Source organism: Hyphomonas sp., from assembly GCF_040882205.1.
Classification (GTDB): Bacteria; Pseudomonadota; Alphaproteobacteria; order Caulobacterales; family Hyphomonadaceae; genus Hyphomonas.
This window is the reverse complement of record NZ_JBBEBT010000226.1, coordinates 1-19,637: the sequence shown is the minus strand read 5'-3', so window position 1 is coordinate 19,637 and position 19,637 is coordinate 1. Positions and strand designations below refer to the sequence as shown.

At 64.9% G+C, this 19,637-nt stretch carries 18 protein-coding genes and 1 pseudogene; 12 read left to right on the top strand and 7 right to left on the bottom strand.

The features are described from left to right. The gene (locus WEA77_RS09510) at positions 1–1,014 is read right to left on the bottom strand and encodes a polyprenyl synthetase family protein (RefSeq protein WP_368067636.1); all 1,014 of its coding nucleotides are present in this window, start codon (positions 1,012–1,014) and stop codon (positions 1–3) included. Between the two features lie 192 nt (positions 1,015–1,206). Here WEA77_RS09510 and WEA77_RS09505 point away from each other — a divergent pair, with 192 nt between their 5' ends. The 11 genes and pseudogenes from WEA77_RS09505 to WEA77_RS09455 all read left to right on the top strand — a co-directional run bounded on the left by WEA77_RS09505 (position 1,207) and on the right by WEA77_RS09455 (position 12,296). Further along, on the top strand, positions 1,207–1,695 hold the full coding sequence (locus WEA77_RS09505; protein WP_368067635.1) for a hypothetical protein: 489 nt from the start codon (positions 1,207–1,209) through the stop codon (positions 1,693–1,695). Next, positions 1,695–1,901, top strand: a complete 207-nt coding sequence (locus WEA77_RS09500; RefSeq protein ID WP_368067634.1) for a DUF2007 domain-containing protein — start codon at positions 1,695–1,697, stop codon at positions 1,899–1,901. The genes WEA77_RS09505 and WEA77_RS09500 overlap by 1 nt, the downstream gene beginning before the upstream one ends. Then, positions 1,898–2,629 (top strand): tRNA1(Val) (adenine(37)-N6)-methyltransferase, encoded by a 732-nt coding sequence (locus tag WEA77_RS09495; RefSeq protein WP_368067633.1) that lies wholly within the window; start codon positions 1,898–1,900, stop codon positions 2,627–2,629. Before WEA77_RS09500 ends, WEA77_RS09495 begins: the two co-directional genes overlap by 4 nt. Before the next feature lie 242 nt (positions 2,630–2,871). Then, entirely contained in the window at positions 2,872–3,768 is an 897-nt protein-coding gene (locus tag WEA77_RS09490; protein ID WP_368067632.1) for a glycine--tRNA ligase subunit alpha, read from the top strand. Between the two features lie 65 nt (positions 3,769–3,833). Continuing rightward, positions 3,834–3,971, top strand: coding sequence for a hypothetical protein (locus WEA77_RS09485; protein ID WP_368067631.1), 138 nt, complete (start codon positions 3,834–3,836; stop codon positions 3,969–3,971). 274 nt (positions 3,972–4,245) lie between these two features. Next, entirely contained in the window at positions 4,246–4,485 is a 240-nt protein-coding gene (locus tag WEA77_RS09480; protein WP_368067630.1) for a CDGSH iron-sulfur domain-containing protein, read from the top strand. Positions 4,486–4,656: 171 nt separating this feature from the next. Then, a complete protein-coding gene (locus WEA77_RS09475; protein WP_368067629.1) occupies positions 4,657–4,938 on the top strand; it encodes a hypothetical protein in 282 nt (93 codons plus the stop codon). 80 nt (positions 4,939–5,018) lie between these two features. Beyond that, on the top strand, positions 5,019–5,540 hold the full coding sequence (locus WEA77_RS09470) for a hypothetical protein (protein ID WP_368067628.1): 522 nt from the start codon (positions 5,019–5,021) through the stop codon (positions 5,538–5,540). A gap of 125 nt (positions 5,541–5,665) precedes the next feature. Then, complete coding sequence (gene glyS / locus WEA77_RS09465; RefSeq protein ID WP_368067627.1) at positions 5,666–7,837, top strand: glycine--tRNA ligase subunit beta; 2,172 nt, start codon at positions 5,666–5,668, stop codon at positions 7,835–7,837. Positions 7,838–8,038: 201 nt separating this feature from the next. After that, a pseudogene (gene ppdK, locus WEA77_RS09460) lies at positions 8,039–10,756 on the top strand (pyruvate, phosphate dikinase). 388 nt (positions 10,757–11,144) lie between these two features. Next, positions 11,145–12,296 carry a cell wall hydrolase gene (locus WEA77_RS09455; RefSeq protein ID WP_368067626.1) on the top strand — a complete coding sequence of 384 codons (1,152 nt, stop codon included), beginning with the start codon at positions 11,145–11,147 and terminating at the stop codon, positions 12,294–12,296. Between the two features lie 85 nt (positions 12,297–12,381). Here WEA77_RS09455 and WEA77_RS09450 read toward each other — a convergent pair whose 3' ends face one another. From WEA77_RS09450 to nadA, 5 genes are all read right to left on the bottom strand, one after another. Further along, a complete protein-coding gene (locus tag WEA77_RS09450; protein ID WP_368067625.1) occupies positions 12,382–13,191 on the bottom strand; it encodes an SDR family oxidoreductase in 810 nt (269 codons plus the stop codon). Between the two features lie 51 nt (positions 13,192–13,242). Next, entirely contained in the window at positions 13,243–14,100 is an 858-nt protein-coding gene (gene nadC, locus WEA77_RS09445) for a carboxylating nicotinate-nucleotide diphosphorylase (RefSeq protein ID WP_368067624.1), read from the bottom strand. Next, positions 14,097–15,635 carry an L-aspartate oxidase gene (locus tag WEA77_RS09440; RefSeq protein WP_368067637.1) on the bottom strand — a complete coding sequence of 513 codons (1,539 nt, stop codon included), beginning with the start codon at positions 15,633–15,635 and terminating at the stop codon, positions 14,097–14,099. Before WEA77_RS09440 ends, nadC begins: the two co-directional genes overlap by 4 nt. A 7-nt stretch (positions 15,636–15,642) precedes the next feature. Then, complete coding sequence (locus WEA77_RS09435) at positions 15,643–16,113, bottom strand: hypothetical protein (RefSeq protein ID WP_368067623.1); 471 nt, start codon at positions 16,111–16,113, stop codon at positions 15,643–15,645. A gap of 78 nt (positions 16,114–16,191) precedes the next feature. Beyond that, a complete protein-coding gene (nadA, locus tag WEA77_RS09430; RefSeq protein WP_368067622.1) occupies positions 16,192–17,334 on the bottom strand; it encodes a quinolinate synthase NadA in 1,143 nt (380 codons plus the stop codon). Between the two features lie 321 nt (positions 17,335–17,655). On the opposite strand from nadA, the gene WEA77_RS09425 reads away from it, so the two are divergent. Beyond that, the gene (locus WEA77_RS09425) at positions 17,656–18,075 is read left to right on the top strand and encodes a cytochrome P450 (protein WP_368067621.1); all 420 of its coding nucleotides are present in this window, start codon (positions 17,656–17,658) and stop codon (positions 18,073–18,075) included. Between the two features lie 50 nt (positions 18,076–18,125). Here the strand turns inward: WEA77_RS09425 and WEA77_RS09420 are convergent, their stop codons facing one another. Further along, complete coding sequence (locus WEA77_RS09420; protein ID WP_368067620.1) at positions 18,126–19,559, bottom strand: M20 family metallopeptidase; 1,434 nt, start codon at positions 19,557–19,559, stop codon at positions 18,126–18,128. Positions 19,560–19,637: the final 78 nt, after the last annotated feature.

The window sequence follows — 19,637 nt, the reverse complement described above, 5'->3', positions numbered from 1 at the left end:
CTAATAGGCCCGGCTGACGCAGAAGTCGGCGAGGTCTTCCAGGGCGTCGCGATAAGGGGAGGGGGGAAGCGTGCGCAGGGCGCCCTTGGCGAGGGCGGCGTAGGCTTCGGCTTCCTGGACGGTCGCTTCGGAGGCGCCGGTGGCGCGGATGAGGTGGACCGCGTGGGCGAGGTCCGAATCTTCCTGGGTGTCGGGATTCAGGGCGCGGTCCCAGAAGGCGCGGCCTTCGTCCGAGCCCCGCCGGCGCGCGATGATCACCGGCAGGGTGATCTTGCCTTCGCGGAAATCGTCGCCGACCGATTTGCCGATGACGGATGTCGTGCCGCCATAGTCGAGCACGTCGTCGATGATCTGGAAAGCGAGACCGAGGTTCTTGCCATAGGTGGAGAGGGCGGGAGCATGGGCCTCGCCGCCGCCCGACATGGCGCCGGTTTCGGCAGCGGCTTCGAACAGGGCGCCGGTCTTGGCCTCGACGATGGCGAGGTATTCTTCGGTGGGAAGGTCGCGCGTTGCCATGGCGGCGAGTTGGCGCACTTCGCCCTCGGCGATCACCGTGGAGGCGGTGGCGAGGCGGTTGAGGATGGTGAGGCTGTTGGTTTCGACCAGCAGGTTGAACGCGCGGGCGAAGAGGAAGTCGCCGACGAGGATGGAGGCCTTATTGCCCCAGATCGTCTTGGCGGCGGGCTTGCCCCGGCGCAGTTCGCTCTCGTCGACGACATCGTCATGCAGAAGCGTGGCGGTGTGGATGAACTCGACGGCCGCCGCGAGCGCGTGGGTGGCGGGGTTCGCCTTGCCGACGGCATTGGCCGCGATCAGCGTAATGAGAGGGCGCAGGCGCTTGCCGCCGGCCGAGACGATATAGCCGGAGAGGTCAGGGATGATCGAGATGGGGCTGGCGGCGCGGGTAGCGAGGAGGTGTTCGACCTGGGCCAGGTCATACGCGACCAGGTCCTGCATCCGGTCCACCACCGAAGACAGGGCCGCCTTGCTTTTCGGTTTGGGGGCAAGGGTCAAGACGGGAACTCCAGGGACTGGCTCTGACTTATTTATTAATTCTACGTGAGCCCTTCGCCAAGGCGACGTGGCACCGGGCCGCAGATATTGTCCGCGACCGGCTCACCTAACGGGCGGATGACAAGTTGTCCATCAAAGTGGTTTCGCCGGGAATAGCTGACACGCCCTGAGGATTCGGGCTAAATGAGGAGCATGAAGCACATTTTCCTGATCCCCGCCCTCGCCGTGATGGCTGCTTGCGCCACGACGCCGGTTTATGGCCCTGCCAGGCCCGATAGCGGATTTGGCTACTTCTCACAACAGATCGAGCAGGGGCGGCACATGGTGTCCTATACCGACAACGACCCCATCCGGGCCCGCAACATGGCGCTGCTCCGGGCGTCCGAGATCACCCTGACCGAGGGCAAGGACTGGTTCGAGATCACCAATGAGGCGGCCGATACCGAAGAAAAACGCGGCGGCGGCACTTCGCTCAGCATCGGAGGGGGCTCCGGCAGTTACGGGCGCTCGTCCAGCGTCGGGGTGGGTGCCGGGATCGCAATTGCGCTGGGCGGTGGGGGCGGCCCGGGCAAGACAACCCATACGCTGGAAATTGTCACCGGCAAGAACCCCAAGCCGGAGAAAGCCGAAGCCTATGATGCGCGCTCGGTGGACCTGAACCTGCGGGTTAATTCGGGCTGATGGAAGAGGTCTTCCGGACCAACGATCCGGTCAAGCTGTCCTATATCGAGCATCTGCTCGCCGAAGCGGGCGTGGAATGTGTCGTGCTCGACCGGCATATCTCGGCCATCGAAGGCAATATCGGCATCTTTCCGCGCCGTGTGCTGGTGAACGAGGGTCAGCTGGCGCGGGCGCGCCTTGCGCTGGCGGGGGTTGAGCCCGGATGACGTCCTCCACGCAGGATACCGTGTATCAGGGCCGCGTGACGCTGGTGCAGCCGGAGGCGGGGTTCCGGGCGGGGTTTGACTCGCTGGCGCTGGCGGCTGCGCTGCCGGAGCTGGGCCAGGTCGAGGCGCTGGAGCTGGGCTGCGGGTCGGGCGGCGCGCTGTTGCCGGCGGCGTTCCGGTTGCCGGGGGTGCGTTTCAAAGGCGTTGAGCAGGAGGCCGCGATGGCGGCGCTGGCGCGTGAGGGCGCGGCACTGAACGGCTTTGGCGGGCGGGTGAGCATCGAGACGGCGGAGGCCTCGGTCTTCGTGCAGGGGCATGAGAACCGGTTCGACCTGGTGTTTGCCAATCCGCCCTATTTTGAGCCGGGCAAGATCTCGGCGCCGGGCGAAGGCAAGGCGGGGGCGTATATCGAGAGCCTTTCGCTGGAAGGCTGGGTCAAGGCGATGCTGTTTGCGGCGAAGCCGCGCGCGCCGGTCGTAATGATCCACCGGGCTGCGGAGCTGGCGCGTTTGCTCGCGCAGCTCGACCGGCAGGCGGGGGAGATTGTCGTTCTGCCGATTGCCTCGAAAGTGGACGAGCCGGCGCGGCGGGTGCTGGTGCGGGCGCGCAAGGGGCTGAAGCGGGGGCCGTTGACGCTGCTGGCGCCGCTGATAACGCACGAGGCCGATGGCAGCGCGCGGACGGCTGCGGCGCAGGCGATTGTCGAGGGTTCGGCAATCGGCTGGTAGGGCGGCCGATTTTGCTTGCAATCGGGGGTGGGGGGGGCAAACTCATACCTGTGGGGGGCAAAGAAAGGCGCGGCACATGTTTACACTGCTGTTCATCGGAAGCCTGATCGCGGGGATCGCGATTTCCTGGATCGGCTGGTTTGGCCAGCAGGATTACAATGGACGCGGCAAGCCGAAGTGAGACCGGTTGCGCGGGCGAAGGCTTGGCGCTAGGCCGGGTTTCCCTCACCTGCGAGCCGTCCATGCCTGCGCCCAAAGCCCATGCCAAACCGAATTCCTTCCAGGACCTGATCCTGACGCTGCAGGCCTATTGGGCTGCTCAGGGCTGCGCAATCCTGCAGCCGTATGACATGGAAGTGGGCGCCGGGACGCTGCATCCGGCGACCGTGCTGCGGGCACTGGGGACGAAGCCCTGGCGGGCGGCCTATGTACAGCCCTCGCGCCGGCCCAAGGATGGCCGCTATGGCGAGAACCCCAACCGGCTCGGGCATTACTATCAGTTCCAGGTGATCCTGAAGCCGAACCCGGCAAACCTGCAGGACCTTTACCTCGAGAGCCTTTATCGGATCGGGATTGATCCCGCCGTGCACGATATCCGCTTCGTGGAGGATGACTGGGAGAACCCGACCGTGGGCGCCTGGGGGCTCGGCTGGGAAGTCTGGTGCGACGGGATGGAGGTTTCTCAGTACACGTACTTTCAGCAAGTCGGCGGACTGGATGTGGCGCCGGTTTCAGGCGAGCTGACTTACGGCCTCGAGCGCCTCGCGATGTATGTGTTCGGCGTTGACCGGGTGTATGACCTGCCGTTCAATGATCCGTCCTCGGAGGTTCCGCTGACCTATGGCGATGTGTTCCTCGAGAACGAGCGCCAGCAGAGCGCATTCAATTTCGAGCATTCGGATGTCGAGATGCTGAAGCGCTGGTTTGCCGATTGCGAGAGCCAGTCGAACGCGCTGCGCGCGGCGGGCAAGCCTCTGCCAGCGTATGACTATGCGCTGAAGGCGTCGCACACGTTCAACCTGATCGACGCACGCGGCGCGATCTCGCCGACCGAGCGGCAGGCATATATTGCGCGCGTGCGCGACCTTGCGCGCGGGGCTGCGGCGCAGTGGGCGGAGAGCGACGCAGCGAAGGCTTGAGCTTGCCTTGAACACGTCTCCCGAGAGGCAGACGTGGCTTGAAAGGTCGAACTGGGAGCAAGCGCGTGAGTGCGCCAACTGGCACCCGCTCCGCCCGCGCTCTGACTGCCATCGAGGTTGCGGCGGCGCTTCTTATCTTCATCCATGAAGCGCCGCGGGCGGCGGCGGGCGGGGTGGCGCCGTCGGGGGGGCTGGAGACGTAGGGGTTTCCGGCGGGGATTGTCTGGGCCTCGGGGAGGGTAACGGTCTGCGAACTGGCGGCGCCGGGGCTGATCATCCTGCGGCGGTGGGTGAGCGGGCTCTGCCTCGGGCATGTGGGCACCCCGGCGCTGGGGATGGTGCACCTGCCGAATGGCTGGTTTGTCGTCCGCCCCGGGCGCAGCAGGATGGAGTACAGCGTGCTTCTGATAGTGTGCCTGCTGGCGCTCGCTTTCGTGTATATTGGACAATTGAAGAAAGCCGATGGGAGTAAGTCCGATGAGTGAACCACATATCGCCGGCAAGCAGCCGATCCCGGTCGAGGTCGAAGAAGGTAAAATGTACTGGTGGTGCGCCTGCGGCCAGTCGAAGAACCAGCCCTTCTGTGATGGCAGCCATAAGGGCAGCGAGTTCGTTCCGCAGGGCTGGGAATGCCCGAAATCGGGCAAGGTGTTCTTCTGCGCCTGTAAACGCACCGGCAAGAGCCCGCTGTGTGACGGAAGCCATAACCAGCTCTGACCAGAGCTGAACGTTTATTCATATATAAAACAGTGCATTGAGCGAAGATTTTTCGGCCGAGGCGCGACGCAAGTGCGCGTGCGACCTCGTTGAAGGCGCATGATCCGGATGGACGGGTCATGCAAGCAAAGAGGACCACCATGTTGAAACCCCTGATCGCAGCGGGCGTGATTGCAGCTTTCTCCGCCCCGGCGGCGCTGGCCGGCCCGGCCCGTCCTCGGACAAATCGACCATCGCCTGACGGGCGCCGAAGTGCGCGGCGACATTGCGCAGGGCAGCCTTGCTGACCTCGCTGAAGACCGGCTCGACCGGTTCGAGAACAGGGTCGACCGGCGCGAGAGCCGCCGCGACGAAGCGTATGACCATGGGCCACGCGATTTGGCCGAGGACGGGCTGGACCGTGCGGAGAGCCGCTGGGACGGCCGGGAAGACCGGATCGACCGGCGCCGCTGAGGCTTTGCGGCGATAAACATCTGCCCGCGTTGAACCAGTTTCGCGGAAGGGGCGTTGTACTATGCAAACGAGCCCCTCCGATGAAACTGATACCTGCCTTTGCCGCGCTGGTTGTCGCGGCTGGACTTGCGGCCTGCAGCCAGACGCAGGACGAGCGTGCTTCTGCGCCCGTGCCGGTGGACCTGTCCGTGGAGACGGACGCCTATGCCGCGTCCGGCACGCCGGAGATCCCCGTCGAGACCGGTCCCTGGACGCTGACATCGTTCACGCCGGCCACCGAGGAAATCTACTGCAGCTTCTACACTATCGGCGATGACGGCCGGCGCGGCGAGCGGGTGTTCGTAACCAAGATTGCAGGGGTTGCGGCGCCCGCGTATGTTGATCCCGAGGGCGAGGAAGCGGCGCTGACGCAGGTGTCGGTGGCGGACGACCGGGCGCTGCAGGTCTGGCTCTGCGAGAATCCCGGGCGCAGCCTGCTCCTCGAGATGCAGGTGACCGAGACGGGCGAGCGCTTTCAGTCGCGCGACTATGAGGGCACGGCGCAGGTGATCCTGCCGGAGCAGGGGCCGCTGACGGCGGTGACGTGGACTGGCGGGGTTTGAAGCCATTTCTTCCTGTCCTCCCCCGCTTCGCAGGGGAGGACAGACACGCAGACGAAGGGCGTCCTTGACGCGTGCGCGGGCGGCTGTAAGCCGGGGCGTCTTGTATTGCGGTGACTGAAACGCCCATGGATGAACTCCTGCTTGAACTTTTTTCCGAGGAAATTCCTGCGCGGATGCAGGCGAAGGCGGAGGCTGATCTCCTTGCTGCGCTGACCGCGCGGTTGAGGGAGGCCGGCCTTGCCTGGAGGAACGCGTTTGCAGTGTCCGGGCCGCGGCGGCTGACGGCGGTGATCGAGGGGCTGGACGCGCGCTCGGCAGATGTGCGTGAAGAGAAAAAGGGCCCGAAAGTCGGCGCGCCGGAGCAGGCGATTGCGGGCTTCCTGCGCGGGGCGGGGCTGACCTCGATCGAACAGGCGAGCATTGTGTCCGATCCGAAGAAGGGCGACGCGTATGTCGCCTATATTTCCGTGCCGGGACGCGACGCGGTGGATGTGATTGCCGAGGCCGTGCCGGCCATCGTGCGCGGGTTCAACTGGCCGAAATCAATGCGGACGGCGGACGGCGACCTGCGCTGGGTGCGACCCTTGCAGGCGATTGTCTGCGTGCTGGATGGGGCGGTGGTGGCGTTCGAAGTGGGCGGCATTGACAGCGGGAATGGGACCGAGGGCCACCGCGTGCACGGGCGTGGTCCGTATACGGTCAAATCCTGGGCAGACTATAAAAAGCAGCTGGAAGGCAAGGGCCATGTGATCCTGTCGCGGGCGGACCGGCGCGCGCGCATCCTGGCAGGCATCGAAGATGTGTGCAGCGCGTCCGGGCTCGAACTGGTGCCGGATGAGGGGTTGCTGGAAGAGGTGACAGGGCTCGCAGAATGGCCGGTGGTCGTGCTGGGGCAGATGGAGCCGTCGTTCCTGGACCTGCCGCCGGAAGTGATCCGCCTTTCGATGCGCACGCACCAGAAGTATTTTGCGGTGAAACGCAGGGGGGCTGAGGGATTGGCGCCGAACTTCATCGTGGTGGCGAACATTGCCGCGACCGATGGCGGGGCGAAGATTGCCGAGGGCAATGCGCGCGTGCTGTCGGCGCGCCTGTCGGACGCCCGCTTCTTCTGGGAGAAAGACAAGGCGACGCCGCTGGAGGTGATGGGCGAGAAACTGAAGACCATCGCGTTCAAGCAAGAGCTGGGCTCGCTGGGCGACAAGGTGCAGCGCGTTGCAGCATTGGCGCGGGAATTGGCGCCGAAGGTTGGCGCGGACCCGGATCTGGCGGAGCGCGCGGCGCGGCTGGCGAAGGCGGACCTTGTGTCTGAGATGGTCGGCGAGTTCCCGGAACTGCAGGGCGTGATGGGGCGGTATTATGCGCTCAGCGCGGGCGAAGATGCGCGCGTGGCCGATGCGATCCGCGATCACTATAAGCCGCAGGGGCCGAGCGATGCCGTGCCGTCTGAGCCGGTAGCGGTGGCCGCCGCGCTGGCGGATAAGCTCGACACGCTGGTGGGCTTCTGGGCGATTGACGAGAAGCCTACCGGATCGAAGGACCCGTTTGCGCTGCGGCGCGCGGCGCTGGGTGTGGTGCGGATTATTCTTGAGCGTGGCAGCCGTCTGGGCTTGTTGGCGGCTGTTGCAGGCGCATTCAGTCGTTTGCCGCCTTCGATTGTTTCGGCGCTTCCGCATGCGCCGCAACAAGCCGCAATCGAGTATGGATTTGTTGACCTGTTCGAAGCGGCGGGCGGAACATCTGTTGACGCGGAGCGTGCTTGGCCTCTCGCTCACGACCTCCTCACTTTCTTCGCGGACCGCCTTAAGCAGGTGCTGCGCGATCAGGGCAAGCGGCATGATCTGATCGATGCCGTGTTTGCGCTGGGCGAGGATGATCTCGTGCTCATTGTGAAGCGGGTCGAAGCGCTGGGGGCGTTTCTGGAGACCGAGGACGGCGCGACGCTGCTGGCAGGGTATCGGCGGGCGGCGAATATCCTGAAGGCAGAGGAGAAGAAGGGCGCGTTGCCTGAGCATCTTTGCGTGGATGCCAAGCTGATCGCCAAGGGGCCAGTGGTCGAGCAGGCGCTCTGGGCGGCGGTAACCGGGGCTGAAGCTGCGCTGGAGGCGCCGCTGGCGAAGGAGGACTTTGCCGGGGCGATGAAAGTGCTGGCGGGGCTGCGCGCGCCGGTCGATGCCTTTTTCGAGGGCGTGATGGTAAACGAACCGGACGCCGCTGTGCGGGCGAACCGGCTCGCGCTGCTGGTGGCGGTCCGGGATGCGCTGCACAAGGTGGCGGAATTCTCGCGAATCGAGGGTTAGGGCAGGCTGTTCCGCTTCGGAACGAGGATCAGCGGCGCCCGCGCAACACTGCGCCTCGGAAGCGAGTTAACAACGTTGTCACTCGCCCGCCAGACGAAACGCGCCCTTCTCATCGCATGTGCGATGCAGCATAGGACTTGCAAACCGGCCGGGCGGATAGAATTCACCGGTACACGAAGCTTATACGGAAGGCGATTTGGCATGGCTGAAGCGGCACGCAAGGGCGCAGAGCAAACCTGGGTCTATGCCTTCGGAGGCGGCACCGCGGACGGCGATGCCTCGATGAAGAACCTGCTGGGCGGCAAGGGTGCCAACCTCGCCGAAATGGCGAAGCTGGGCCTGCCGGTGCCTCCGGGTTTCACCATCTCCACGGCCGTTTGCGTCGCGTATTACCAGACCGGGCGGGCCTATCCGGCCGGCCTCGAAGCGGAAGTGAATGCCGCGCTGGAAAGCCTCGAGCGTCAGTCCGGCAAGGGCTTTGGCGATCCGGCCAACCCGCTGCTCGTTTCCGTGCGCTCGGGCGCGCGGGCCTCGATGCCGGGGATGATGGATACGGTGCTGAACCTCGGCCTCAACGAGGCTGTGGCCGAAGGGCTGGCGAAGCTCGCCGGTGACCGGTTTGCCTATGACAGCTATCGCCGCTTCATCCAGATGTATTCGAACGTCGTGCTGGGTCTCGGCCATGACGAGTTCGAGCATATCCTGGACGACTACAAGGACCGCTCGGGTCTTGATCTCGATACCGACCTTTCGGCGGACAACTGGAAGGAAGTGATCTTGCGCTACAAGGCGGCGGTCCAGAAGGAACTGGGCCGTCCGTTCCCGGAGGACCCGCGCGAGCAGCTCTGGGGCGCCATCTCAGCCGTGTTCAACAGCTGGATGAGCGACCGCGCCATCATCTACCGCAAGCTCAACGACATTCCGGAAGACTGGGGTACGGCGGTCAACGTACAGGCCATGGTATTCGGCAATCTCGGCGAGACCTCGGCTACGGGCGTGGCATTCACGCGCGACCCGTCGAACGGGCAGGCGATCTTCTACGGCGAATACCTGATCAACGCGCAGGGTGAAGACGTGGTGGCAGGCATCCGCACGCCGGCGCCGATCTCGCGCGAACGCGCTGCAACGCTAGGCTCGGGCGACAAGCCGCTCGAGGACGCGATGCCGGAAGTCTACAAGCAGCTGCGCGAAGTCGCGGCGAAACTGGAACATCATTACAAGGATATGCAGGACATCGAGTTCACGGTCGAAGCCGGCCGGCTCTATATGCTGCAGACCCGCAATGGGAAACGCACGGCGGCGGCGGCGGTGAAGATCGCGGTGGACATGGTGCTCGAAGGGCTGATCTCCGAGAAGGAGGCGCTGCTGCGGCTCGACCCGTCGCAGCTCGACCAGCTGCTGCATCCGCGCATTCCGAGCGATGACGAGAATAAGAAAGCAGGCGGCAAGCCCTACGATGTGATCGTGAAGGGCCTGCCCGCCAGCCCCGGCGCGGCGGTCGGCAAGGTTGTGTTCGATTCCGATGAGGCCTTCCTGCTCGCCGCAAAAGGCGAGGACGTGATCCTGGTGCGGGTTGAGACGAGCCCGGACGATATCAAGGGCATGCACGCAGCGCGGGCCATCGTGACGGCGCGCGGCGGGATGACGAGCCACGCGGCCGTGGTCGCGCGTGGCATGGGCCGGCCCTGCGTGTGCGGGGCGAGCGACCTCAAGATCGACATGGCGCGCGGCGAGTTCAGCGTGCGCGGGCGCACGTTCAGGAAAGGCGATGTTGTCACCATCGATGGCGGCACGGGCCGCGTGATGGCGGGCGCGATTGCGCTGATCAAGCCAGATCTGTCGGGCGATTTCGGCGAGCTGATGGGCTGGGCCGACAAGGTGCGCCGCCTGAAGGTGCGCGCCAATGCGGAGACGCCGCTCGACACGCGCACGGCGGTCGAGTTCGGCGCTGAAGGCATTGGCCTCTGCCGCACGGAGCACATGTTCTTCGAGGAAGAGCGCATCCCGGCGGTGCGCTCGATGATCCTCTCCAATGACGAGAAGGGCCGCCGGGAGGCGCTGGCGAAATTGCTGCCGATGCAGCGGTCGGACTTTGAGGAAATCTTCCGCATCCTGGGTGAACGCCCGGCGACCATCCGCCTGCTGGACCCGCCGCTGCACGAATTCCTGCCGCATACGGACGAGGATATCGAGAACGTTGCGAAAGCTTCCGGCATAAAGTCTGATGAGCTGCGCCGCCGTGCGCATGACCTGCACGAGAGCAATCCGATGCTGGGCCACCGGGGCTGCCGCCTCGGCATCACCTATCCCGAGATCTACGAGATGCAGGCGCGCGCCATCTTCGAGGCGGCGGTGAATGTTGCCAGGGAAGGTAAGCTGAAGCCTGTGCCGGAAGTGATGATCCCGCTGGTGGCGACGCAGCGCTAGCTGGCGATCCTCAAGGCGCTGGTCGACGAGACCGCGCAGACCGTGTTTAAGGAAACCGGCATGACGGTCGACTATACCGTTGGAACAATGATCGAGCTGCCGCGCGCGGCGCTGCAGGCGGGCGAGATTGCGCGGTCGGCGGCGTTCTTCTCGTTCGGCACCAATGACCTGACACAGACGACGCTGGGCATCAGCCGCGACGATGCGGGCCGCTTCCTGCAGGTCTATTCGGAGAAAGGCATCTACGAGAAGGACCCCTTCGTGACGCTCGACCAGGAAGGTGTGGGCGAATTGGTGAAGATGGCGGCCGAGCGCGGCCGGCGGACCCGTCCCGGGATCAAACTGGGAATTTGCGGGGAGCATGGGGGTGATCCGGCTTCTGTCGAATTCTGCCACCGTGCGGGTCTAGATTATGTCTCCTGCTCGCCTTACCGGGTGCCAATCGCCCGTCTTGCAGCGGCACAGGCCGCACTCAAAGACAGCGCAAAGTAGCCAGAACCTGTCAAAACCGGGCGCGCTTGGATGTTGTTTTTCAGCAACACTGCGCTCGGCCCTGATTCGCTGGGGTTGCGCACTGATTGGCCTGAAAACAAAGCGATTTCAATTGCTTAACAGCAATTTCCTTGAAGTTGCATGAACCTGTTTCTTCCGCCCGCAGGCGACCCTTTCGACTTTGTCACTCAGAAGGTTGGCTGATTTATTGCTAGATAGCGACGGGTGGGCCAAATCCCCCGTGACCCTGCGGGGCGTGGTGGGGCGTGTGCGGTCCTCGTAAATGCGTTCAAACCTGGAAGCCCGGGTCTACAAGGCGGAACCATACCGCCGGCCGGGCTAAAGAGGATCGGTGATGTTAAGGTTTCTTCAACTAAGCCAGACCAGTATGGTCACCCTGAATGGGCTGCGTGAAAAGCTCAAACGTTGGTGGCTCGGTATGACGGATCAGGAACAACGTGAAGTGTTCATCCGTGGAGGGATGATTGCCGTTTGTGCAGTCACCGCCAGCGTGTCGCTTCCCGTTATATCGAACCAGCAGGTGAGCCTGCGTGCCGAAGCCGAATACCGCGCTGAGGCCGAGCGCTTCGCGATGTTTCAGGATGCCGGCCTTGCCGTGCGCACCGATGCGCATACGCCGGCCCTTCTCGACACGCCCTGGCTGCGCACGGTCGAATACACGCTGAAGCGTGATCCCGATTCCTCGATGAGCCGCTATGCGATGCGCGACCGCGATGGCTCTGCGCTGGCGACGCTCGCCTCGTTCCGCGCCGAAGATGTTCAGCGGGCGGAGACCATCGATTCCGAACTGATGTGTATGGCGCAGGGTGTATACTACGAATCTGCCCGCGAGCCGCTGGAAGGCCAGCTGGCCGTGGCTGAAGTCATTGCCAACCGGATGCAGGACCACCGTTATCCGGACACCGCCTGCGGCGTGGTATTCCAGGGCGCGACGCGCACCACCGGATGCCAGTTCACGTTCACCTGTGACGGCGCCATGAAGACCAAGCCGAAGGGCGAGAACTGGGACCGCGCGAAACGTATCGCAGCCCACGTCCTGATGAACCTCAACGAGGAACGTACCGGGGGCGCGACGCACTATCACGCTACCTATGTCGACCCGATCTGGAACTCCGGCCTGATCCAGACCAACAAGGTCGGCCTGCACATCTTCTATCGCTTCCCGCGCGGCGCTGAGTGGGCGAGTGTGGAGCGCAACTTCCAGGCCCGCAAACAGTCCGTCGCGATGCAGCTGGCTGCGCTCGATGCCGGCACGGTGGGCGCAGACGCGGTCGATGAAAGCCTGCTGTTCGCAGAAGGCTCCTCGGCAGGCGACGATGGCTACTATGCCATCACGCCGACTACGGCCCCGGCGGCTATTTCGACCTCGACCCGCACGATTTCCTCCGGCACGCCGCGCCTGATGAGCATTCAGACGGTGCCGGCAACAGAGCCGAAAGCTGAAGCGCCCGCAATCGATGAGTATACCGCCCGCCAGATCGGCGCGGCCTCCTCAGCTTCGGTGGACGGTGCATACTGATCTGCACACGGCAATTTCTGCCTGAAGTTTCAAAGGCCGCCGGTGATGCACCGGCGGCCTTTTCGGTTCTGGTGAGGCGCGGTGCTCAGGTGCGCGGCGGCACGCGGGCCTTGATCTGTTTGCGCACGAGGCCGGGCAGCCAGCGCGTCATGAAGCGGGCGCGCTCGGCCTCACCGCCAACCATGTACTGGATATCGTTGCCGTGTGCTGCTTCCCAGGCTTTCTCGGCGGCCATCGAGACGGGATAGATCGTGGCGCCACTGGCCTTCATCTGGTCCGACATCTTCTCGTTGGAACCTTCCTTCGCGCCCATGTCGAGGATCGGCGTGTCGACGAACCAGGGCATCAGGCTGGTGACCCGGATGCCGAGATCGCGAAACTCGGCGTCGAGCGCTTCGGATAGTCCGCGTACGGCCCATTTGGACGCGGAGTAGACGGCGAGCTGCGGCGCGCCGACGATGCCGGCAGTTGAGGCGGTGTTGACGATGCGCGCGCCCGGCGTCGCCTTCAGCAGCGGCAGTGATGCATAGACGCCGTTGATGACGCCCTTGACGTTGATGTCGATGACGAGGTCTGCCTCTTCGGGCGGAACATCCTCGAACCAGCCGTGGCGGCCGATGCCGGCATTGTTGAAGAGGACGTCCATCTTGCCGCCGGTGGCGACGCTGAAGCCTTCCATCGCAGCGGCCCAGTCGGCGCGCTTCGTGACATCCAGTTTTGCGGCGTGGGAGTTGCCGGCGCCAAGCTCGGCAGCGACGCCTTTCAGGCCGGTCTCGTTGACGTCATAGAGGCCGCAGAACCAGCCCTGTTTCGAGAAGTAACGCGCGGTTTCTGCGCCGATGCCGGAGGCGGCGCCGGTGATGAAGATGCTCTTGCGGCCGTTGGCGGTAGTCATGGCTGACGTCTCCAGTTCCCCTTGCGCCGGATTGGCGCGCTGGGCTGACTGTCAGACGACATCCAGCCCGAGGTCAAGGTTCGGTGCAGAATGGGTCAGCGCGCCGGACGAAATGAAGTCCACGCCCGTCTCAGCGATTGCCGCAAGGGAAGACAGCGTCACGCCGCCCGAGGCTTCGAGCGGTACGCGGCCCGCGGTGAGGTTGACTGCGTCGCGAAGCATGGCGAGGCTCATATTGTCGAGGAGGACGGCATGCGGGCCATGCTTCAGGGCTTCCTCGAGCTGGGCGAGATTATCGACCTCGATCTCGATCATACGCAGGTGGCCGGCATAGGCCTTGGCGCGGGTGAGTGCGTCCGCTATGGAGCCGTTGCAGGCGGCGATGTGGTTGTCCTTGATCAGGATGGCATCATCGAGGCCGTAGCGGTGAGACGTGCCACCTCCGCAGCGCACGGCGCGTTTCTCAAGGGCGCGGTGACCAGGTGTAGTCTTCCGTGTGCAGACAACCCGGGCTTTCGTGTGCGCGACGGCGTCGACATACTGGCGTGTCAGGCTCGCGACGCCGGAGAGTCGGCCGAGGAAGTTCAGCATCGTTCGCTCGGCGATCAGGATGGATCGCGCGGCGCCGTCCAGCTCTGCGATCACATCGCCGGGAGTGAGCGTGGCGCCGTCATGCCTTTTCACTGTGAGGCGCACGTCCGGATCGATGAGGCGCAGGGTATGCGCGGCGACATCGAGACCCGCGAGTACGCCGGGCTTGCGCGCGGCGATCACGGCGCGCATCTGCGTGCCGGCGGGGATGGTAGCATCGCTCGTCAGGTCGCCGGCGCGGCCGAGGTCTTCGGCGAGCGCAAGGCGGACGATGGGGTCGAGTATGATCCCCGGCAGCGGCGGTATTTCAAGCGTCATGGGGTCACGCGTTCGCGGATGGGATGGGCGGTGAACTGGCGCTGCGGCTTGTCCATGTTTGGATAGTCGCGGCGGAAATGGCCGCCCCGGCTTTCGGCGCGGGCGAGGGCGCCTTCGGCGATCAGGCGGGCGGCGGTGAGCGCCGGGGCGCCCGGGGCTTCAGGCTCAAGCTGGTGGCAGAGGTCGAGCAGTTTCGTAAGGCCGGATGCGTTGCGCACCACGCCGCAATGTGCGGACATCGCTTCGCGCAGCTGCAGGAGGCGGGGCTCTGTCAGGGCCGAAGGAATGGAGGCTTCGCTGGCGGCGGGTGCATCCAGCGTGGCGGACATCAGGCGGCGCGAGATGCGCTCGGCAAAAACGACCGCTTCCAGCAGGGAATTGGATGCAAGGCGGTTGGCGCCATGCGCGCCGGTGGAGGAACATTCTCCGCATACCGACAGACCCGCCAGTGTCGAGCGGCCCCAGAGGTCGGAGACGATGCCGCCCATATGGTAGTGTGCGGCGGGAGCGACCGGGATCCGGTCGCGGCGCGGATCGATGTTTGCGCTCATGCAGGCGCCGAAGACCGTCGGGAAATGGTCCGGGAAATGATCGCCTACAGCCTTGCGGCAATCGAGGAAGGCGCCGCGTCCGGCCATGCGCTCGGCATGGATGGCGCGCGCGACCTCATCGCGAGGCGCAAGCTCCGCCAGCGGATGATAGTCGGCCATGAAGGCGCGCCCGTCGGTATTGTGCAGGGTTGCCCCTTCGCCGCGCAGCGCTTCGGTGGCGAGCGGGGCCGGATCGCGGCCGATATCGATGCCGGTCGGGTGGAACTGCACGAATTCGAGATCCGCGAGCAGGGCGCCGGCCTCATAGGCCATAGCAATGGCGTCGCCCTGGGCTTCGCGCGGATTGGTGGTGACCTTGAAGAGGCCGCCGGAGCCGCCGGTGCAGAGAGCGGTGGCGCGCGCCGTGCGCGGCGTGAGGCGGCCCGATACGTCGCGCAGCACTACGCCGGCGACGCGGCCATTCGCGTCCTGCAGCAGCGAGACGGCGCGGGCGCCTTCGATAAGTTCGATGCTGGGCGTCGCCTCCACGGCGGCGACGAGCGCGTCCATGATCGCCTTGCCGGCAAGGTCGCCCGAGACGCGCGCGACGCGCGGCCGCGAGTGGGCGGCCTCCAGTGAGAGCGCGAGGGCGCCGTCCGGGGTGCGATCGAACGGGACGCCGAGGGCGAGTAGATCGCGCACGCGGGCGGGGCCGTCCTCTGCGATCAGTCGGGCGATAGCGGGGTCAACGAGGCCCGCGCCGGCGGCGACCGTGTCAGCGGCATGCTGGGCCGGACTGTCGAGCGGATCGAGCGCGGCGGCGAGGCCGCCCTGTGCCCAGGCGGAGGATGCCGCCTGGCCCAGCGGCGAGGGCGAGACGACGAGGCAGTGGCGCGGCGCCAGCTTCAGCGCGAGGAAAAGCCCCGCGAGACCAGCGCCCACGATGAGCACATCGACGCTCGCGCCGGCTTCGGCGTGCACCCGGTGAGCTGTGCCCTCGAACATGTCCGTGTCAGGAAATCCCGTCATTCGCGCGGCGGAACTCGACCGGCGCGGTGACGGCCGAGACGAGCGCGCCGAACATACGCTCATGGCTCTGGATCGTCAGGGTGAAATTGTCCGGCACGTAATACATCTCCGGCATCTTGGTCTCGAGCATCTCCTCGATGGTCGAGCGGATAGAAACCTGATCGCCGAAGCGGCGCGCCTCACAGGACTGGCGCACAACGGAGCGGCCCCACATCGAGCACATCTCCACGGCGGTCAGTTCGCAGGTATACAGGCCTTCGTCCGGATGCGGAGAGAGGTTCATCGTTCCGGTCATCACGCACTGGCCTTCGCGGTAGGGTTTGGTCTGGAAGCTCCAGCTGCCGAGCACATCGGACTTGTCCTTGTCACCCTTGCCCTTGACGGCGGAGGCCGGAAGACCGGCGACAAGCGCAAGCATCATCAGGCCGAGAACCGGCCTCAGGTAGTTCGACATGGACGCCTCCTCGACTAGGGTCAGGTTGACTTCACTGCTTCGGCCCGCGCTTGGCAAGCCGTCTCAATCATACGTTTGTCAGATCACCATCTCGAGCTCGAGCGGCACCTGACCGGTGCGGAAGGCCAGCGGGCGGGCCATTTTCGGCAGGGCGAGCATAGCGTCCAGCGCTGCTTTCGCCCGCACGCGGACATCTTCCGGGATCGTCACTTCATGCTGACCTGTGACCAGGCAGTCATAGATGTTTTCCAGCGTGATGCGCTTCATGTGCGGGCAGAGGTTGCATGGGCGGATGAAGTTCACGGCCGGGTTCTCGGCAGCGACATTGTCGCTCATCGAACATTCGGTGAGCAGCACGACCTTGCTCGGCTGGTTCTCGGCCACATAGTTCGAGAGGGCTGAAGTGGAGCCTGCGAAGTCGGCTTCCTGCAGCACGTCTGGCGGGCACTCAGGGTGCGCGAGGATGATGACGCCGGGATGCGCCTCGCGCAGCTGTTTCACGTCCTCACCGGAAAACAGCTCGTGCACTTCGCAGGCGCCCGGCCAGGTGAGGATGCGAATGCCAGTCTGGGCGGCGACGTTCTTTGCAAGGTACTGGTCAGGTACGAGGATGACCGTGTCGGTGTTCCATTCTTTCGCGACGTGTTCGACGACCTGCGCGGCGTTGGAGCTGGTGCAGGTGATGTGGCACTCGGCCTTCACGTCGGCGGTGCAGTTCACATAGGTGACGATGGGATAGTCCGGGAATTTCAGCTTGATGAGGCGTACATCGGCGCCGGTGATCGAGGCGGCGAGCGAGCAGCCGGCGCGGGTGTCCGGGATCAGCACGGTTTTTTCCGGAGCGAGGATCTTGGAGGTCTCCGCCATGAAGTGGACGCCGGCCTGCACGTTGATGGCGGCGTCCGTGGCGGAGGCTTCGCGGGCGAGCTGCAGGGAGTCGCCGCGGAAATCTCCGACGAGGCTGAAGATGTCCGGTGTCATGTAATTGTGGGCTAGGATGACGGCATTCTTCGTCTTCTTCAGGCGGTTGATACCGGCGACGAGGGGCGCGATCGCCGGCCATTCCATCGGCGTGACGAAGTCAGCGACGAGGGGATAGAGCGCGTCGGTCTCCGCTTTCACGGCGTCATCATAGACGAGGCCGCGCGTGGCGGCGCCAGACGCGCCGCGCAGCGGGATAGGGGTCGGGCAGCCCGGGCCGGAATCGATCAGACGCGCCATGGTATCCTCCAGGATCGAGCTGTTATGCTCGACTTGAGTATAAGTTAGACCTGACGCGGTGAAATTCAAGCCCCGGCGCGGATCACTCGCGCAAATCAAGGCTCATTCATGACCGCAAGATTAGTTTTGCGCACTCTGAGCAAAAGGGGATTTAGCGCAGAAGGCCGCATCAGGCAAGGTCGCGCCGCCTTTCGGCCTTGATTGGGCGGGGGTAAGCAAATCATTGCCCGGGGCAGGGCATCGGCTTAAAAATGGGAGTACAAGGACGCCCCCTATGCATCAGTCCGTCCGGAAACGCTGCATGCAGAAACCCCGGTTTCGATGCCCTGCGATGAGCGGGGCGCGCACCGGGATCAGCTCGCGGCAACCCTTCATTGCGCGAACGAATGCCTGAGAATGGCCAGTCCGGCGCCGATGAATAAGCGGATGACGACCGGGCCGGTCAGGTTGGGCGATCTCCAAATCGAAGCCGGGACGGCGCTGTTCATGGTCTGGGCGGCGGGCAATCATGATCCGGTAACGTTTCCGGAGCCGGCGCGTTTCGATCCCGTACGTGATGGCGCCCGGCCGCTGATATTCGGCATGGGCCAGCACGCCTGCCTCGGCCATGCCATCGTCCGCGCCACGTTGCAGGAACGCCCCGCGGTCTTCATTACGAAGGATGCCCGGTTCACGGGCGCCGCGGGTGCGCGGAGTATCCCTATGCCTGCGAACATGCCGGCGATCCGGATCACCTGGTGACGGCTGCTTCCCGCTCGTCCGGGTCAGGATGAACGGGAAGGTTCCGGCGCCTAGTTCTTGAACAGATCGATCACCGCGCTCGTCATCGCGTCCACGCCGGTGGCGATGGCGGGGTCGTAGTCGGGGGCGAATAGAGGTGAGTGGAGGGACGGGAGCGGCATGCCGTCGGTTTGCGAGGCCGCGTATTTGTCCGGTTCCACGGCCCCAAGCCAAAAGATGACGCCGGGAATTTTCTCTTCTGTGCGGGCAAACTGGCCGAAATCCTCGCCGCCCATCACGGGCGCAACTGCGCGCACGTTGCCGGCGCCGAGCTCGGCGCTGATGGCGGCCATGGCACGGGTGGTCAGGTCCGGGTCGTTATAGGTGGCGGGCGTGAAGTCGCTCTCCACGGTGATTTCCGGCGCGGGCGCGCCAAAGGCGGCGGCCTGGCCGTCGGCGATGCGCTTGATGCCGTCGAGCAGCATCTGGCGCGTCTTGTCCTCATAGGAGCGCACGGTGATCAGCAGTTCGGCTTCATCGGCGATGATGTTGTGCTTGGCGCCGGCCTTGATGGAGCCGACAGTGACGACAGCGGAGTCGAGCGGGTTGGTATTGCGCGAGACAAGACTTTGCAGCGCGACGACGATATGGCTTGCGACAAGTACGGGGTCGACCGTGGTGTGCGGATAGGCGCCGTGACCGCCGACGCCTTTGACCTTCACATCCACCGAGTCGACGTTCGCCAGCGCAAAGCCGGAGGAATAGGCAATCGTGCCGGCCGGTGCGCCGGCGGAGACGTGTAGCGCGATGTTATAGTCCGGCTTCGGAAACTTCGTGTACAGACCTTCGGCAATCATGGCCTGCGCGCCGAGGCCTATTTCCTCCGCAGGCTGAGCAATCATCACCAGCGTGCCCTTCCACTTGTCCTTCTCGGCGATCAGGCGGCGGGCGGTGCCGACCCAGACGGTCATGTGGATGTCATGGGCGCAGGCGTGCATGACGTTGCTTTCGACGCCGGTCCAGGTTTCGGACATGACCTTGGAGGCGAAGGCGAGGCCGGTACTCTCGGGCACTGGCAGGGCGTCGGTATCGGTGCGGATCAGGATGACCGGGCCGGGGCCGTTCTCGAACACACCGACCACGCCGTAGCCGCCGACACCGGCGCGCACTTCGCCGTGGTCCTTCATCGACTTGTCCTTCACCCAGGCATCGCCGACACCTTCGGTGACCGTAAAGCCAAGTGTTTTTAGCTCACTGGCGAGGAGGGCGGAGGTCTGCGCTTCCTTGAAGGAGAGTTCAGGCGTCTCGTGCAGCTGCTTGTAGAGGGCGACGAGGTTCTCGTCGGCGACCCGGAGCGGGCCCTCGGGCATGCCCGCGATGCCCGCCGCGACCGCGTCGCCAGAGGCTGGCGCAGCGCCGTCCGCGCCGCCAGGACCGGTGCCGGTTTCACTGCCGCAGGCTGCAAGAAGCGCCAGGGCGCTGGCCGCCAGAATGAGATGTTTCATGCCTGTTACCCCGTCCAGAAAGTGTCCACACGCCGAGCCCGGTTTGTGGACGGATCGCGGTCAGCCTGGCGGGATGGG

Coding starts and splice junctions, on each gene's coding strand:
- WEA77_RS09505 (WP_368067635.1), top strand. CDS start 1,207: ATGAAGCACATTTTCCTGATCCCCGCCCTCGCCGTGATGGCTGCTTGC.
- WEA77_RS09500 (WP_368067634.1), top strand. CDS start 1,695: ATGGAAGAGGTCTTCCGGACCAACGATCCGGTCAAGCTGTCCTATATC.
- WEA77_RS09495 (WP_368067633.1), top strand. CDS start 1,898: ATGACGTCCTCCACGCAGGATACCGTGTATCAGGGCCGCGTGACGCTG.
- WEA77_RS09490 (WP_368067632.1), top strand. CDS start 2,872: ATGCCTGCGCCCAAAGCCCATGCCAAACCGAATTCCTTCCAGGACCTG.
- WEA77_RS09480 (WP_368067630.1), top strand. CDS start 4,246: ATGAGTGAACCACATATCGCCGGCAAGCAGCCGATCCCGGTCGAGGTC.
- WEA77_RS09470 (WP_368067628.1), top strand. CDS start 5,019: ATGAAACTGATACCTGCCTTTGCCGCGCTGGTTGTCGCGGCTGGACTT.
- glyS (WP_368067627.1), top strand. CDS start 5,666: ATGGATGAACTCCTGCTTGAACTTTTTTCCGAGGAAATTCCTGCGCGG.
- WEA77_RS09455 (WP_368067626.1), top strand. CDS start 11,145: ATGGTCACCCTGAATGGGCTGCGTGAAAAGCTCAAACGTTGGTGGCTC.
- WEA77_RS09450 (WP_368067625.1), bottom strand. CDS start 13,191: ATGACTACCGCCAACGGCCGCAAGAGCATCTTCATCACCGGCGCCGCC.
- nadC (WP_368067624.1), bottom strand. CDS start 14,100: ATGACGCTTGAAATACCGCCGCTGCCGGGGATCATACTCGACCCCATC.
- WEA77_RS09440 (WP_368067637.1), bottom strand. CDS start 15,635: ATGTTCGAGGGCACAGCTCACCGGGTGCACGCCGAAGCCGGCGCGAGC.
- WEA77_RS09435 (WP_368067623.1), bottom strand. CDS start 16,113: ATGTCGAACTACCTGAGGCCGGTTCTCGGCCTGATGATGCTTGCGCTT.
- nadA (WP_368067622.1), bottom strand. CDS start 17,334: ATGGCGCGTCTGATCGATTCCGGCCCGGGCTGCCCGACCCCTATCCCG.
- WEA77_RS09425 (WP_368067621.1), top strand. CDS start 17,656: ATGCCCTGCGATGAGCGGGGCGCGCACCGGGATCAGCTCGCGGCAACC.
- WEA77_RS09420 (WP_368067620.1), bottom strand. CDS start 19,559: ATGAAACATCTCATTCTGGCGGCCAGCGCCCTGGCGCTTCTTGCAGCC.